This is a genomic window from Bacillus pumilus, from assembly GCF_038738535.1.
Lineage (GTDB): Bacteria > Bacillota > Bacilli > Bacillales > Bacillaceae > Bacillus.
In genome coordinates this window covers 11,353-27,374 of sequence record NZ_CP046128.1, presented here as the reverse complement: position 1 = coordinate 27,374, position 16,022 = coordinate 11,353, and the positions used below count along the sequence as shown (strand labels likewise).

The 16,022-nt window shown below is 43.0% G+C and carries 10 protein-coding genes, 1 tRNA gene, 2 rRNA genes, 1 pseudogene and 1 other annotated feature; of the genes and pseudogenes, 5 read left to right on the top strand and 9 right to left on the bottom strand.

Annotation, left to right across the window (positions count from 1 at the left end; all coding sequences use genetic code 11):
- Nucleotides 1-89: 89 nt before the first annotated feature.
- The 3 genes from GKC25_RS00120 to GKC25_RS00110 all read left to right on the top strand — a co-directional run bounded on the left by GKC25_RS00120 (nt 90) and on the right by GKC25_RS00110 (nt 2,696).
- On the top strand, nt 90-1,337 hold the full coding sequence (locus GKC25_RS00120; RefSeq protein ID WP_252067888.1) for a glycosyl hydrolase family 18 protein: 1,248 nt from the start codon (nt 90-92) through the stop codon (nt 1,335-1,337).
- 79 nt (nt 1,338-1,416) lie between these two features.
- A complete protein-coding gene (locus GKC25_RS00115) occupies nt 1,417-2,040 on the top strand; it encodes a deoxynucleoside kinase (protein WP_034666096.1) in 624 nt (207 codons plus the stop codon).
- Nucleotides 2,037-2,696, top strand: a complete 660-nt coding sequence (locus tag GKC25_RS00110; protein ID WP_034666097.1) for a deoxynucleoside kinase — start codon at nt 2,037-2,039, stop codon at nt 2,694-2,696. The genes GKC25_RS00115 and GKC25_RS00110 overlap by 4 nt, the downstream gene beginning before the upstream one ends.
- An 89-nt stretch (nt 2,697-2,785) precedes the next feature.
- On the opposite strand, the gene GKC25_RS00105 is transcribed toward GKC25_RS00110, so the two are convergent.
- From GKC25_RS00105 to pdxS, 5 genes and pseudogenes are all read right to left on the bottom strand, one after another.
- A tRNA-Ser gene (locus GKC25_RS00105) sits at nt 2,786-2,878 on the bottom strand.
- Between the two features lie 129 nt (nt 2,879-3,007).
- A pseudogene (locus GKC25_RS18415) lies at nt 3,008-3,340 on the bottom strand (methyl-accepting chemotaxis protein); the annotation flags it as partial.
- A gap of 599 nt (nt 3,341-3,939) precedes the next feature.
- Complete coding sequence (serS, locus tag GKC25_RS00095) at nt 3,940-5,214, bottom strand: serine--tRNA ligase (RefSeq protein WP_106031973.1); 1,275 nt, start codon at nt 5,212-5,214, stop codon at nt 3,940-3,942.
- 49 nt (nt 5,215-5,263) lie between these two features.
- Nucleotides 5,264-5,480 (bottom strand) — a binding site (T-box leader).
- Between the two features lie 53 nt (nt 5,481-5,533).
- Nucleotides 5,534-6,124 (bottom strand): pyridoxal 5'-phosphate synthase glutaminase subunit PdxT, encoded by a 591-nt coding sequence (gene pdxT, locus GKC25_RS00090; RefSeq protein ID WP_095286291.1) that lies wholly within the window; start codon nt 6,122-6,124, stop codon nt 5,534-5,536.
- Nucleotides 6,125-6,144: 20 nt separating this feature from the next.
- Nucleotides 6,145-7,029 (bottom strand): pyridoxal 5'-phosphate synthase lyase subunit PdxS, encoded by an 885-nt coding sequence (gene pdxS, locus GKC25_RS00085; RefSeq protein WP_034666107.1) that lies wholly within the window; start codon nt 7,027-7,029, stop codon nt 6,145-6,147.
- A gap of 245 nt (nt 7,030-7,274) precedes the next feature.
- Here pdxS and GKC25_RS00080 point away from each other — a divergent pair, with 245 nt between their 5' ends.
- On the top strand, nt 7,275-8,753 hold the full coding sequence (locus tag GKC25_RS00080) for a PLP-dependent aminotransferase family protein (protein ID WP_034666110.1): 1,479 nt from the start codon (nt 7,275-7,277) through the stop codon (nt 8,751-8,753).
- Between the two features lie 42 nt (nt 8,754-8,795).
- Here the strand turns inward: GKC25_RS00080 and GKC25_RS00075 are convergent, their stop codons facing one another.
- Both GKC25_RS00075 and guaB read right to left on the bottom strand, forming a co-directional pair.
- Complete coding sequence (locus GKC25_RS00075; protein WP_034666113.1) at nt 8,796-10,121, bottom strand: D-alanyl-D-alanine carboxypeptidase family protein; 1,326 nt, start codon at nt 10,119-10,121, stop codon at nt 8,796-8,798.
- A gap of 160 nt (nt 10,122-10,281) precedes the next feature.
- The gene (guaB, locus tag GKC25_RS00070) at nt 10,282-11,748 is read right to left on the bottom strand and encodes an IMP dehydrogenase (RefSeq protein WP_034666116.1); all 1,467 of its coding nucleotides are present in this window, start codon (nt 11,746-11,748) and stop codon (nt 10,282-10,284) included.
- A 121-nt stretch (nt 11,749-11,869) separates the two neighbouring features.
- On the opposite strand from guaB, the gene GKC25_RS00065 reads away from it, so the two are divergent.
- Nucleotides 11,870-12,838, top strand: coding sequence for a YaaC family protein (locus GKC25_RS00065; protein ID WP_060595635.1), 969 nt, complete (start codon nt 11,870-11,872; stop codon nt 12,836-12,838).
- 11 nt (nt 12,839-12,849) lie between these two features.
- On the opposite strand, the gene rrf is transcribed toward GKC25_RS00065, so the two are convergent.
- Nucleotides 12,850-12,965, bottom strand: a 5S ribosomal RNA gene (gene rrf / locus GKC25_RS00060).
- A 61-nt stretch (nt 12,966-13,026) separates the two neighbouring features.
- Nucleotides 13,027-15,957: ribosomal RNA gene (locus tag GKC25_RS00055) — 23S ribosomal RNA — on the bottom strand.
- Between the last annotated feature and the right edge of the window lie 65 nt (nt 15,958-16,022).

Sequence of the window (16,022 nt, the reverse complement as noted above, 5' to 3'; positions counted from 1 at the left end):
ACCCTCATAAATTGTTAGCAATAACAAAGGGGGCGTTGACTATTCAAATTTATGTTGTCAAAAGAGGAGATACTTTAAACGAAATTGCCATGCGCTTTAAAACAACAGTCAATGAAATCATCCGTACCAACGATATTGAAACACCAAATCAACTCGTCATTGGACAAACAATTGTCATTCCAATTAGAGGACAATTTTATGAGGTCAAACAAAATGACACACTTTATCAAATTGGAAGACGATTTCGAATTTCAGTGGAGGAGTTGGCACGTGTGAATAGAATTCGGCCTGAAGCGATACTACCTATTCGCTTCTTGCTCTATATTCCTCAAAGACCGAAAAGGAACATTAATTCGAATGCTTACATTGAACCAAGGGGAAATCAAGTCAGTGAAAACTTAAAACAAGCAGCTAGAGAGGCCTCTCCATATTTAACCCATTTAGGCGCCTTTAGTTTCCAAGCGCAAAGAGACGGAACACTGAAAGAACCACCGTTAGATCAGCTACCTCAAATAGCCGCTCAGAGCAGAACCGTTTTATCCATGGTAGTGACAAACCTAGAGAATGAAAAATTCAGTGATGAACTTGGGCGAATTCTTTTAAATAACCAATCTGTCAAAACCACATTTTTAAATGAAATCGTTCGTGTTGCTAAAAAGTATCAATTAAAAGAAATCCATTTTGATTTTGAATATTTACGTCCTGCTGATAAAGATGCTTACATTCAATTTTTAAGAGAGGCAACAACCCGCTTCCATCAAGAAGGATGGACAATTTCTGTTGCACTTGCCCCTAAAACAAGCAGTCAGCAAAAGGGAAAATGGTATGAAGCTCATGACTATGAAGCCATTGGGAAGATCGTCGATCATGTTGTGTTAATGACCTATGAATGGGGATACAGCGGCGGCCCTGCGCAAGCTGTCTCTCCCATTGGACCTGTCCGCCAAGTCATTGAATATGCACTGACCGTCATGCCGGCCAATAAAATTGTTATGGGGCAGAATTTATATGGCTATGATTGGACGCTTCCTTACGTCCAGGGCGGCCCCATTGCTAAAGCCGTCAGTCCTCAACAAGCGATTGCCATTGCTAGAAATAATAATGCCTCCATTCTATACGACGAAACAGCACAAGCACCTTATTTTCGTTACACAGATGCCACTAATAAAGAGCATGAGGTATGGTTCGAAGACGCTAGATCGATTCAAGCAAAGTTCAATCTCATCAAAGAGTTAAACTTGAACGGAATTGCTTATTGGAAATTAGGTCTATCCTTCCCACAAAATTGGCTCTTATTATCAGATCAATTTAATATTGAAAAAAGAACGACATCGTAACCCATTCGCTCTATCTCTCGGAAGGGGTATGGTACAATATACATTGGTTTGACAACTTTATAGATAGAGGAGAACGCCTATGTATCCTGCCCCTTTTATTGCAGTGGAAGGCCCAATTGGAGCCGGAAAAACAACTTTGGCTACAATGCTTGCGAAGGAATTTCAATTTCCTTTAGTAAAAGAGATTGTAGAAGAAAATCCATTCTTAGATAAATTTTATGAAGATATGGAACAATGGAGCTTTCAGCTTGAGATGTTCTTTTTATGCAATCGGGTCAAACAGTTAGAATCTATTGAAGAAAACTATGTGAGTCAACAGCAGCCGATTGTCACTGATTATCATGTCTATAAAAATATGATATTTGCAGAAAGAACATTATCAAAAAAGCACATGGACAAATACAGAAAGATCTATCACCTGCTAACAGATGATCTGCCTAAACCAAATGCCATAATCTATATAAAAGCCAGCCTTCCTACCTTACTTGAAAGAATACAGATGAGAGGACGCTCTTTTGAAGAAGACATCGACCCAGCTTATTTAAAAACACTCATTGAAGATTATGAGCTGGCCATTGAACATTTAAAACAGACTGACCCAGGGCTTCCTATCATTACAATTGAAGGAGATCATACAGACTTCGTTTCCTCACAGCAAGATTACCAGCAAATTGTACAGAACATAAAGGAGCAAGTACTATGAACAATATCGAAATACCAAAGGATGCAGTGATCACAATCGCCGGGACTGTTGGTGTCGGAAAATCAACTATGACTAAAACGATAGCGGACAAGCTAGGCTTTAAAACCTCTCTTGAAAAAGTAGATGATAACCCATACTTAGAGCCCTTTTATTCAGATTTCCAAAGATGGAGCTTCCATTTACAGGTCTATTTCCTAGCTGAGCGTTTTAAGGAGCAAAAGCGGATTTTTGAATCTGGTGGAGGATATGTGCAAGATCGTTCAATTTATGAGGACACAGGCATTTTCGCGAAAATGCATGCGGACAAAGGTACGATGTCTGAAGTAGATTATGAAACGTATACGAGTCTATTCGAAGCGATGGTGATGACACCTTACTTCCCTCACCCTGATGTTCTCATCTATTTACACGGGGATTTAGATCATATTTTGAATCGTATTGAAGAACGCGGCAGAGAGATGGAAACTCAAACTGATCGAGCCTATTGGGAAGAAATGTACACTCGATATACGGAATGGATCGAACAATTCGATTTATGCCCAGTGATTAAAATTAACATTGAAGATTACGACTTACTTCATGATGAAAGCTCACTTGAACCCATTCTTCATGAAATTGCTTCTGTTATACAAAAAAATCGCTCTAAAACAAAATAAAAAAAACCGCTGCATTTCGCGAATGCAGCGGTTTGACAATTCCAATTTTTATGCTTGCGTTTCAATTCAACTAAGGTAAAAAATCAATATGGCGGAGGAAGAGGGATTCGAACCCCCGCGGGCTTTGACACCCCTGTCGGTTTTCAAGACCGATCCCTTCAGCCGGACTTGGGTATTCCTCCGTATCGACAAGAATTAATATACCATATCATTTTAATTCAAGTCAACATCTTTTCGAAAAAAATTTCAATAAGTTGTTTTGGTATGAGAATCTGCCCATAAAAAAGCAGCCATTAACGGCTGCTCTTGATCTATTTTGTATCCTGTCTAATCTCTTCAATAAACTGATTCATCTCTTCTTTAAACTCATTTAATGATTCAATAATTTTCGTAAAGTCTGTCACTTGTTTGGCTTGTTCATTTGTTGAGCTGCTGATTTGTGAGATGTTTTCAGACAAAGTGCTAATACTGTCTTGGATTTCCTTTAAGAAGGTATTAATGGTTTCTGCCGCTTCCTTTGAGCCATCTGATAATTTACGAACTTCATCAGCTACGACAGCAAACCCTTTTCCATTCTCGCCTGCTCTTGCTGCTTCAATTGCAGCATTTAGACCTAGCAAGTTTGTTTGTCTAGCGATCCCGCCAATGGTTTTGACGACTTCTTCAATATTTGCAGATTTCTCTTCCGCTCTTCCTGCCTGTTCGCTTATTTCTAAACTTGTGGCAGCCAGCTCTTGTGAATGCGCAGCAATTTGCTCGATTCCACCTTGGAGTTCTTTCGCTACATCATTGATATGCTCCATATAACCGCTTAATTTCTTTTCACGATGATGTGAAAATGCCACTAAAAAAGAGCCAATCACTTTTCTATCTTCATCAAAAATCGGGTAACCTTTTACAGCAATTTCATAACCATATAAAGACTCTGGTAAATGACCGTCATATTCTTGTCCTCTTAATGTCGTCGCCACGTTTTGGTCTTCTGGGTTCAATAGGTCCCCAACTTTCACGCCAAAATCTATTGTGTTAGACGGGTAGTAACAAAGCACCTTCTCTGTATCAGTGATGCCGAAAAGAATACTTTCATCTAGAACTTTTCTAATTAATTGAGCCATTTCAACATAATAGTCAAGCCTATTCAAGGTTATTCCTTCTTTCCTAGAAGCTTTTATTTTTTTATCGGCTAAATTTAGGAAAACTGTAGGACTTTTGGTAAAAAGAAATAAGATACCATAGCGGCATCTTATTTCATCACTTCTTTATTTCCCATATAAGGACGCAGTACTTCAGGAATAATTACTGTGCCGTCCTCTTGTTGATAGTTTTCTAAAATGGCCGCCACGGTTCTTCCTACTGCTAAACCAGATCCATTTAACGTGTGGACATGCTCTGGCTTCGCTTTAGGCTCTGGACGGAATCGAATGTTTGCGCGTCTTGCTTGGAATGCTTCGAAGTTACTGCAAGAAGAAATTTCACGATACGTATCTTGGCTCGGAATCCATACTTCGATGTCGTATTTCTTCGCAGCCGTGAAGCCTAAATCTCCCGTACACATGCTCATGACACGGTATGGCAGGTTTAATAGCTGAAGGACTTTTTCTGCTTGATTTGTTAGTTTCTCTAATTCTTCATAAGAATTTTCAGGTCTAACAAATTTCACAAGCTCTACCTTATTAAATTGATGCTGACGGATGAGTCCGCGTGTATCTCTTCCGGCAGATCCAGCCTCTGATCTAAAGCAAGCACTGAATGCTGCATAATTGATTGGCAGCTGTTCCCCTTCAAGAATTTCATCACGGTGCATGTTAGTAATAGGTACTTCAGCTGTTGGAATGAGGAAATAATCTTCTTCACGGATTTTAAAGGCATCCTCTTCGAATTTTGGCAGCTGCCCAGTCCCTGTCATGCTAGCTCTATTGACCATGTAAGGTGGGAGCACTTCAGTAAAACCAAACTCATCGACATGTAAATCGAGCATAAAGTTATATAGTGCGCGCTCTAAGCGTGCGCCAAGCCCTTTATAAAAAACGAATCGGCTTCCTGTGACTTTTCCTGCGCGTTCAAAATCAAGAATGTTTAGCTCATCCGCTACATCCCAATGTGGTTTTGGCTCAAATGAGAAGGCCGGCTGTTCGCCCCATTTTCTCACTTCCACGTTGTCATCTTCTGTTTCCCCAACCGGTACAGTGTCATGAGGGATATTCGGAATAGAGAAGAGGATGTGCTGCAAGCTTTCTTCTACTGTTCTTAGCTCATCATCCAGCTTTTTAATCTCATCTCCTACCTCACGCATTTCTTGAATAATGTGATCGGCATCTTTCTTTTCTCTTTTTAGAACGGCCACTTGCTGTGATACTTCATTTCTTCGGCTCTTTAATTCTTCTGTTTTCCCGATTAGTTCTCTTCTTTTTTGATCCAGTTCACCAAACTTATCAAAATCTGCTAAATCTTCGCCTCGGTGTGCTAATTTTTCTTTAATTTGATCAAAGTCCGTGCGCAGTTGTTTAATATCCAGCATGTGTAACACTCCTTTTTTTATCGAAAAATAAAAAGAGCCCTCATCCCATGAAAGGGACGAGAGCTCTCGCGTTGCCACCCTGATTGAAAACATGCAGAAGCATGCTTTCCTCTTTCCTCTGTAACGGTATCACCGTAAATGCTTACTTCTCGTGTTTCAGCATTTCGCTCAAGGATGGATTCAGACTGCATCTTTCACCGATTCGCACCAACCATCGGCTCTCTGAGAAAGAGGGGCTTCTTACTATTTCCCGTCAACGCTTTTTCGATCTTTGATTGTGATTTTAATGTACTATAAGTTTTATCTCTTTTCAACCGTTTTATACAGCGAGCTTCGTTTTGTAAGACTTCACCATTTCAACAAACAGCTGTGTTAACCGATGATCGTCTGTCAGCTCTGGATGAAAAGAACAGCCTAAGATATTGTTTTCTTTCGCCATCACAATCCTGCCATCATATTCAGCCATGATTTCTACGCTCACATCTGCGCTGATGATATGAGGCGCACGGATGAACACCCCTGTAAACGGCGCATCCAGCCCTTTTACTTCTATATCTGCTTCAAAGCTGTCTACCTGTCTGCCAAATGAATTCCGTGCAACTGATACATTTAACAATCCAAGATGGGCATCTTCTCGATCTTCAATATGTTTTGCGAGCATAATCAAACCGGCACATGTCCCGAAAATCGGTTTCCCTTCTGCAGCGAACGCTTTAATCGGTTCAATGAATTGGTACGTATCCATGAGTCTCCTCATCGTCGTGCTTTCTCCACCAGGGATAATAAGACCGTCAACGGATGCTAGCTCTTCTGCTCGTTTAATGATCTTACCTTCTGCATCGCAGGCTTCAATCGATTGAATATGCTCTCTCACGGCTCCTTGAAGCCCTAGTACACCAATTGTTAGCATGTTCGTTTGCGCTCCCTTAATTACCAGCCACGCTCTTGCATACGCTCTTCTGGCAGTAGATTTGAGATTTCAATTCCTTTCATGGCTGTTCCAAGCTCTTTTGAAAGTTCTGCAATGAGACGGTAATCTGTGAAGTGAGTCGTTGCTTCAACAATCGCTTTTGCAAATTTCGCCGGATTGTCTGATTTAAAAATACCAGATCCAACAAATACACCGTCTGCTCCAAGCTGCATCATTAACGCAGCATCTGCTGGTGTCGCAACGCCTCCAGCTGCAAAGTTAACAACTGGGAGCTTTCCGTCTTTTTTGATTTGAAGCAATAATTCATAAGGTGCTCCTAGGTTCTTGGCTTCTGTCATCAGTTCATCTTCACTCATTGCTGCTACTTTACGAATCTGAGCATTGACCTTTCTCATATGACGGACAGCTTCTACAATGTTGCCTGTCCCAGGTTCCCCTTTCGTACGAAGCATCGAAGCGCCTTCTGCGATACGGCGGGTTGCTTCACCTAAGTCACGGCAACCACAGACAAAAGGTACTGTGTATTCATTTTTATTTAAATGGAATTCCTCATCTGCGGGCGTCAGCACTTCACTCTCATCGATATAATCAACACCAAGTGCTTCAAGAACACGAGCCTCGACAATGTGGCCGATACGTGCCTTTGCCATGACTGGAATCGTTACTGCATTTTGTACTTCCTCTACGATTCTTGGGTCTGCCATACGGGCTACACCGCCGGCTGCACGGATATCAGCTGGTACTCGTTCTAGTGCCATAACTGCCACCGCACCTGCTTCTTCTGCGATCTTTGCCTGCTCAGCATTGACGACATCCATAATGACGCCACCCTTTTGCATTTCTGCCATTCCACGTTTCACTCGTTCAGTTCCCTTATTGCTCACAATAGTTTCCTCCCATTTGTCAATTCGATTGATTTACCTCTTTATCATACAATCGAGACAGTATAACAATAAAGAGAATAGTATAACAATTCAATCAGCCGACAAAAAAGCCTAAACCCTTGTATATAAACGATTTCTGGCTAAAAATAAGTCGTTTTTTCTTTGAAGTGTGATTTACATGCTATAATGCAACTATAACAATTCAAATTCATGTATAACAATTTTGCACTCAATGGAGGTTTCTCATGCATATTGATATCCATCGACATTCTGATACATCTCTTTCGAATCAGATTTACTTTTCGATCATTGATCATATCCAATCGGGTTTGCTTCAGCAGGGAGATAAGCTGCCAACTGTACGTGATTTAGCAAAGCAGCTGAATGTGAGTCTTGTCACGGCAGCAAAGGCATACACACGGCTGAAGGACGACGGATATTTAACGACTGTGCAAGGTAAAGGGACGTTTGTGGATGAGCTGCAAAAGCAGTCAGATATTCCGGTTCCATCATCTACCTCTTTTGATTGGCAGTTATCCATTCCGGATTATTTACCTCGGTCTCAATTTGCTCAGTATCACTATGTCGAAGAAGCGATCAACCTTTCTTCCTCTATGATTGATCCAGGGCTTTTGCCAAACCGGTATTTAGAAAAAGAAATGCAGCACGTACTAGCCAGACATCCTCAAATCATGTCGAAGTATGGGGAAATTCAAGGGGATCTTCAGCTTAGGCAAGTCATTCAGTCTTTTTTAGAAAAGCTGGGTGTGCCTTCTACTCCTGAAAATATCCTTGTAACTAGTGGTTCTCAGCAAGGGCTTGATTTGGTCGCACGTGCGTTTATCGGTCCTGATGATGTAGTTGTCATGGAAGCACCGACTTATCCAGGCGCCATTGATGTCTTTATGGGCAGAGGGGCAAGAATTATTACAGTCCCTGTTGATCATGAAGGCATGAACATGAAGCAGCTTCAAAGCATTTGTGATAAATATAAACCAAAGCTCATCTACACGATTCCTACTTTTCACAGTCCGACAGGGGCCAGTATGTCAATGAAACGCAGAAAACAACTTCTCTTACTGGCTCAAAGCATTGATTGTCTCATTGTAGAGGATGATCCTTATCGTGAGCTTTATTTCGAAAAGAAGCCGCCAGCACCTATCAAAAGTCTTGATCATGATGGACACGTCATTTATTTGCGAGGATTAAGTAAAACACTGGCTCCAGGATGCAGAATTGGGATTATCACCGCCTCAGGCTCGATATTTAATCGTTTATTAGCTGCAAAGGCCAATAATGATTTAGGCAGCCCTCTTCTCACACAAAAAGCCATTCTGCCATTTCTGACTTCGAAGAAGATGATTGATCATACGAAAAAGCTGAGAACCGCCTTGAAGGTGAGACGTGATTTAATGATAGATGTATTAACGAAGCATGCACCAAAAGATGTGACGTGGCAAATCCCTCAGGGCGGGCTCAATTTATGGCTTAGCTTTCCTTCCTGGGTCGATACACGTGCACTGCTGCATGAGGCACGTAAGCAGCAAATTACCTTTCTGCCTGGCTCTGTGTGCTATCCTGGAGAGCCGAAGCAAAACTATATCCGCCTCAGCTTTTCTTATGTGAATGAAAAGGCACTGACCGAGGGCGTGGAAAAGTTATGTGGTATTTTTCAGCAAGCCTTGTCCACTCCTCAAAATCAAAAACAATCACTTTTCTTTTAACGATAAAAAAACTGCTCTCTATGCATAGAGAGCAGTTTTTTATTAGAACCAACCTTTTACTGTGTCAACGATTCCGCCCCAAATGCCAGCGAAGAATCCACCTACACTACGCATTGCAAGGATGAACCAGTTTGCTTTTTCATCGCCTGTTTTCGTTATAAGCTCAACACCTGATTGATCTTTATTCAAATAGCCGTAGTCCTTCTCATCACCAGAATAAGAAGTCGTCAGCATGCCAACCTTCGTTCCTTTTTTAATAGGAGCTTCTAGTTTCTTTTTCTCGATATTTACTTTTGCTTTAAAGCTCTTTTCGTCGCCATTTTTTACTGGCACAGAGAAAGCTTCTTTCGTGACGACAGGTACTTCTTTGTCTTTGCCTTTATCGACTTCGATGTTTTCATGTCCTTTGATCTGTTGACCTTTTTTGTACATTTCTTTCATCGTGAAGTTTTTAAATGCATAGTCGAACAGTTTTTTCGCCACGTCGAAACGTGCTGTATGAAGATTACCTTTTGCATTCAAGATCACAGCGATGACACGCATGTCACCTTGTTTTGCGGTACCTGTGAAGCTAGAACCAGCTGAATCCGTAGAGCCTGTCTTCAGACCGTCTACACCTTCATATTCCTTCACAAGTCCTTTAAGCATGAAGTTCCAGTTAGGCATGTCCATTTCATCGTCTGTGCCTTCTCTGAACTTTGTTTTCGCGATACTTGATGTTTCAAGAATTTCTGGATGGTCTTTGATGAGATGCTGTGCAAGCAATGCCATATCTTTCGCAGATACTTCACTTTCTTCATCAGGGCCTGTACCTTTTGGCTGTTTGCCATGTAAATCTTTATTTTCTAGTCCAGTTGCATTCACGAATTTGTAGTTAGTTAAACCAAGTTCTTTCGCTTTTGCGTTCATTTTTTCAACGAACTTCGATTCTGATCCAGCGATCACTTCTGCTAAGCCAATCGCTGCTGCATTTGCCGAATAAATAGCCGTTGCTTGATAAAGTTCTTTCACTGTATACGAGCCATCTTTTCTCAAAGGAACGTTTGATAAACTGCGGTCCTGAGAAATTTCGTATACATAATCATCTGGCGTATACGTTTGATCCCATTTCACTTTGCCTTCAGCAATCGCCTCTAGTAATAGATACTCTGTCATCATCTTTGCCATACTTGCAATAGGCAGTCTTTGTTCTGCGTTTTTACTATAAAGAATTTTACCTGTAGAAGCTTCAATTAGGATCGCTGCTTTCGCATTCACATTGAATGGATCTTCAGCTGCTTTTGCTTTGGACATTGGTGTAAATGCTGTCACAATCAATGCCAGTGCAAGGATAGAGACCATAAGCTGTTTCAACATCTTGCTGTTCAATCGTCATACCTCCGTATTCATCTTTTTTCGACGTATTTCATATATATTTAATCCACAAGGGCTTATTTCAACACAACAGTATAAATTTTATCACAATAAAGACAAAAAAAATAGACAGAGTCATAGACCCTGTCAAATGTAATTTGATTGTCACAATTTATCAAGAAATTGTGTAGTTTGGTGATTCTTTTGTAATTTGTACATCATGTGGATGACTCTCACGAAGTCCTGCACCAGTCATGCGAATGAACTGTGCGTCTTCTCTAAGTGAGCGTAAGTCCTGTGTTCCACAATAGCCCATACCAGAACGGATACCGCCAACTAGTTGATACACTGTATCAACGACTGGTCCTTTGTACGGTGTACGGCCTTCAATACCTTCTGGAACGAATTTTTTATTATCTTCTTGGAAGTAACGATCTTTACTTCCTTTTTCCATTGCAGCGACTGAACCCATACCGCGATAAACTTTGAAGCGTCTACCTTGGAAAATTTCTGTGTCTCCTGGGCTTTCAGATGTACCAGCTAGAAGGCTTCCAAGCATAACAGCATGTCCACCAGATGCTAGAGCTTTTACGATATCACCTGAATATTTAATTCCACCATCTGCAATAATAGCTTTACCATGTTTTCTTGCTTCTGTTGCACAGTCATAGATTGCTGTGATTTGTGGTACACCAACACCTGCAACAACACGTGTTGTACAAATAGACCCTGGTCCGATACCGACTTTCACAATATCTGCTCCTGCTTCAAATAATGCTTTAGTTGCTTCGGCTGTTGCAACATTACCAGCAATGATATTAAGAGAAGGATACGTTTCACGGATTTTCGATACAGTGTTTAGAACACCTTGTGAATGACCATGTGCAGTATCAATGACAACGACATCAACATTGGCTTCGACTAATTTTCTCACACGAGTCATTGTATCGCCAGTGACACCAACAGCGGCACCAACAATTAAACGGCCATGTGCATCTTTAGAGGAGTTAGGGAATTCGATCACTTTTTCAATATCTTTGATGGTGATGAGACCTTTTAACGTTCCTTCGTCATCTAAAAGAGGTAATTTTTCAATTTTATATTGCTGTAGGATTTTTTCAGCTTCTTCTAACGTCGTACCTACAGAAGCTGTCACAAGTTCCTCTTTTGTCATCACGTCGCTAATCTTCATTGAATAATCCGAAATAAAACGAAGGTCACGGTTCGTAATAATACCAACAAGCTTTTGATCTTCTTCGTTATTTACAATCGGTACACCTGAAATACGGTATTTACCCATTAGGTGCTCTGCATCAAATACTTGATGCTCAGGTGTTAAGAAGAATGGATTTGTAATAACGCCGCGCTCTGAACGTTTTACTTTATCCACTTGTTCTGCTTGTTGCTCAATAGACATGTTCTTATGAATGATACCAAGACCACCTTGACGTGCCATTGCAATCGCCATTTGTGATTCCGTCACCGTGTCCATTCCTGCACTGATAATTGGAATGTTTAGTTTTAATGTGCTTGTTAACTCAACTGATAAATCGACATCACGCGGAAGTACTTCAGACTTAGCTGGAACAAGCAAAACATCGTCAAACGTCAAACCTTCTTTTGAAAATTTACTTTCCCACATTAGTAAATCCCCCTCTTTTCGGCAAAATATTATATGTAGATTATCAACTAGGAAACAGCATGTCAAGGAAGCAACAAACAGTTGCAATTTTTAGAAAATATAAAGAGAGTTGAGGAAGAAGATGAAAAGTTCAGGATGGAAGGATTTAAAACGTTTTTACTCACTCGAAACTTCCCAAAAGTTTCTATATCAACAATATGAGAAACGAAGCATTCAAGATGCAAACCAGCAAGCCTATAAAAACTGTGAACGGTTTATTTACTTTTTAAAGCATGGCCATACGTTCTATGAACAGGCAGCTATCGCTCCACTCGAACTGAAGCCGATTTTATTGTTTTATGGAATGGCTCAGTTGCTAAAGGCATGTTTACTGACAGTTGATCCTCACTATCCTTCTCAAACCTCTGTTTTGGCCCACGGCGTAACATCGAGAAAGAGAAAGAAGCAGCACTACCGTTTTAGTGAAGATGAAGTGAAAATTCAGCGAAATGGACTATGCATGCATGTGTTAAAGCATCTATTTCATTTAAATGGTCTTGAAGATGAGCGATTTACGATGATTCATCTCCTTTCAAAGATACCTGAAATGAGTCATATTCTGGAGTTTCAAAAGCAGCCCTCGACATTAGTTAAAGTGGAAAAGGTTAATGGGATGATGATTCAAGATCATATTCCATTGCTTTATAACATGTCTGCTGAACGCTTTATTGAATACTTTGAGTTCCATACAAGTTGGAAACTCAAGCAAAGAGAAGCCAAAAAGCTGACGTTTGATGTAGCTCTAGAAGAAAATCCAGCGCTCGCTACTCATCTTCATTATGATTTAGAAATGGATCAATGGTTTATTCCGTCAACTCGTGATTCATTTTTAGGGATTCCTGAGATCATCAGCCATTACTTATTAATGTATAACCTCAGTATGATTGCCCGCTACGAAACTGAATGGTGGTACGAGCTGCTGTCTCAATACATTAGTGATGATTACGTCATGATTGAACGCTACATGGAGATTGCCGAAGAGAAGTTCCCAGCTTATATCATGATGCTGTTAGAAGAAAACACAAAAAAGACCAGTTCCGTATGGAACTGATCCTTAGAAAAGCTTGGCGGCGTCCTACTCTCACAGGGGGAGACCCCCAACTACCATCGGCGCTGAAGAGCTTAACTTCCGTGTTCGGTATGGGAACGGGTGTGACCTCTTCGCTATCGCCACCAAACCTGATGGAGAGAATGTTCTCTCAAAACTAGATAACAATGTTCATGCTTCACATTAGAATATAGGTTAAGTCCTCGATCTATTAGTATCTGTCAGCTCCACGTGTCACCACGCTTCCACCTCAGACCTATCAACCTGATCATCTTTCAGGGATCTTACTTCCTTGCGGAATGGGAAATCTCATCTTGAGGGGGGCTTCATGCTTAGATGCTTTCAGCACTTATCCCGTCCGCACATAGCTACCCAGCGATGCCCTTGGCAGAACAACTGGTACACCAGCGGTGCGTCCATCCCGGTCCTCTCGTACTAAGGACAGCTCCTCTCAAATTTCCTGCGCCCGCGACGGATAGGGACCGAACTGTCTCACGACGTTCTGAACCCAGCTCGCGTACCGCTTTAATGGGCGAACAGCCCAACCCTTGGGACCGACTACAGCCCCAGGATGCGATGAGCCGACATCGAGGTGCCAAACCTCCCCGTCGATGTGGACTCTTGGGGGAGATAAGCCTGTTATCCCCGGGGTAGCTTTTATCCGTTGAGCGATGGCCCTTCCATGCGGAACCACCGGATCACTAAGCCCGACTTTCGTCCCTGCTCGACTTGTAGGTCTCGCAGTCAAGCTCCCTTGTGCCTTTACACTCTGCGAATGATTTCCAACCATTCTGAGGGAACCTTTGGGCGCCTCCGTTACATTTTAGGAGGCGACCGCCCCAGTCAAACTGCCCACCTGACACTGTCTCCCTGCCCGATAAGGGCAGCGGGTTAGAAGGTCAATACAGCCAGGGTAGTATCCCACCGATGCCTCCACCGAAGCTAGCGCTCCGGTTTCCAAGGCTCCTACCTATCCTGTACAAGCTGTACCAACATTCAATATCAGGCTGCAGTAAAGCTCCACGGGGTCTTTCCGTCCTGTCGCGGGTAACCTGCATCTTCACAGGTACTATAATTTCACCGAGTCTCTCGTTGAGACAGTGCCCAGATCGTTGCGCCTTTCGTGCGGGTCGGAACTTACCCGACAAGGAATTTCGCTACCTTAGGACCGTTATAGTTACGGCCGCCGTTTACTGGGGCTTCAATTCGCACCTTCGCTTACGCTAAGCGCTCCTCTTAACCTTCCAGCACCGGGCAGGCGTCAGCCCCTATACTTCGCCTTACGGCTTCGCAGAGACCTGTGTTTTTGCTAAACAGTCGCCTGGGCCTATTCACTGCGGCTTCTCGGGGCTTTAACACCCTAAGAAGCACCCCTTCTCCCGAAGTTACGGGGTCATTTTGCCGAGTTCCTTAACGAGAGTTCTCTCGATCACCTTAGGATTCTCTCCTCGCCTACCTGTGTCGGTTTGCGGTACGGGCACCTCTCACCTCGCTAGAGGCTTTTCTTGGCAGTGTGGAATCAGGAACTTCGCTACTAAATTTCGCTCGCCATCACAGCTCAGCCTTTACGGGAAACGGATTTGCCTATTTCCCAGCCTAACTGCTTGGACGCGGATATCCAATACCGCGCTTACCCTATCCTCCTGCGTCCCCCCATTGCTCAAATGGTGAGGAGGTGGTACAGGAATATCAACCTGTTGTCCATCGCCTACGCCTTTCGGCCTCGGCTTAGGTCCCGACTAACCCTGAGCGGACGAGCCTTCCTCAGGAAACCTTAGGCATTCGGTGGACGGGATTCTCACCCGTCTTTCGCTACTCATACCGGCATTCTCACTTCTAAGCGCTCCACCAGTCCTTCCGGTCTGACTTCACAGCACTTAGAACGCTCTCCTACCACTGTTCGTCAGAACAGTCCGCAGCTTCGGTGATACGTTTAGCCCCGGTACATTTTCGGCGCAGAGTCACTCGACCAGTGAGCTATTACGCACTCTTTAAATGGTGGCTGCTTCTAAGCCAACATCCTGGTTGTCTAAGCAACTCCACATCCTTTTCCACTTAACGTATACTTTGGGACCTTAGCTGGCGGTCTGGGCTGTTTCCCTTTCGACTACGGATCTTATCACTCGCAGTCTGACTCCCAAGGATAAGTCATCGGCATTCGGAGTTTGACTGAATTCGGTAACCCGGTAGGGGCCCCTAGTCCAATCAGTGCTCTACCTCCGAGACTCTTACCTTGAGGCTAGCCCTAAAGCTATTTCGGAGAGAACCAGCTATCTCCAGGTTCGATTGGCATTTCACCCCTACCCACACCTCATCCCCGCACTTTTCAACGTGCGTGGGTTCGGGCCTCCATTCAGTGTTACCTGAACTTCACCCTGGACATGGGTAGATCACCTGGTTTCGGGTCTACGACCACGTACTCATGCGCCCTATTCAGACTCGCTTTCGCTGCGGCTCCGCATCTTCTGCTTAACCTTGCACGGGATCGTAACTCGCCGGTTCATTCTACAAAAGGCACGCCATCACCCATTAACGGGCTCTGACTACTTGTAGGCACACGGTTTCAGGATCTATTTCACTCCCCTTCCGGGGTGCTTTTCACCTTTCCCTCACGGTACTGGTTCACTATCGGTCACTAGGGAGTATTTAGCCTTGGGAGATGGTCCTCCCGGATTCCGACGGAATTTCACGTGTTCCGCCGTACTCAGGATCCACTCTGGAGAGAACAACATTTCAGTTACAGGGCTGTTACCTTCTTTGGCGGGCCTTTCCAGACCTCTTCGCTTATATCGTTCCTTTGTAACTCCGTATAGAGTGTCCTACAACCCCAAGAGGCAAGCCTCTTGGTTTGGGCTGTTCCCGTTTCGCTCGCCGCTACTCAGGGAATCGCATTTGCTTTCTCTTCCTCCGGGTACTTAGATGTTTCAGTTCCCCGGGTATGCCTTCTCATACTCTATGTATTCAAGTATGGATACTACTCCATTACGAGCAGTGGGTTTCCCCATTCGGAAATCTCCGGATCAAAGCTTGCTTACAGCTCCCCGAAGCATATCGGTGTTCGTCCCGTCCTTCATCGGCTCCTAGTGCCAAGGCATCCACCGTGCGCCCTTTCTAACTTAACCATTTCTTACTTTAGAAAGAATCACTATGTGTGATGAACTTTGCATTGCATTCAATGTGAATGTAT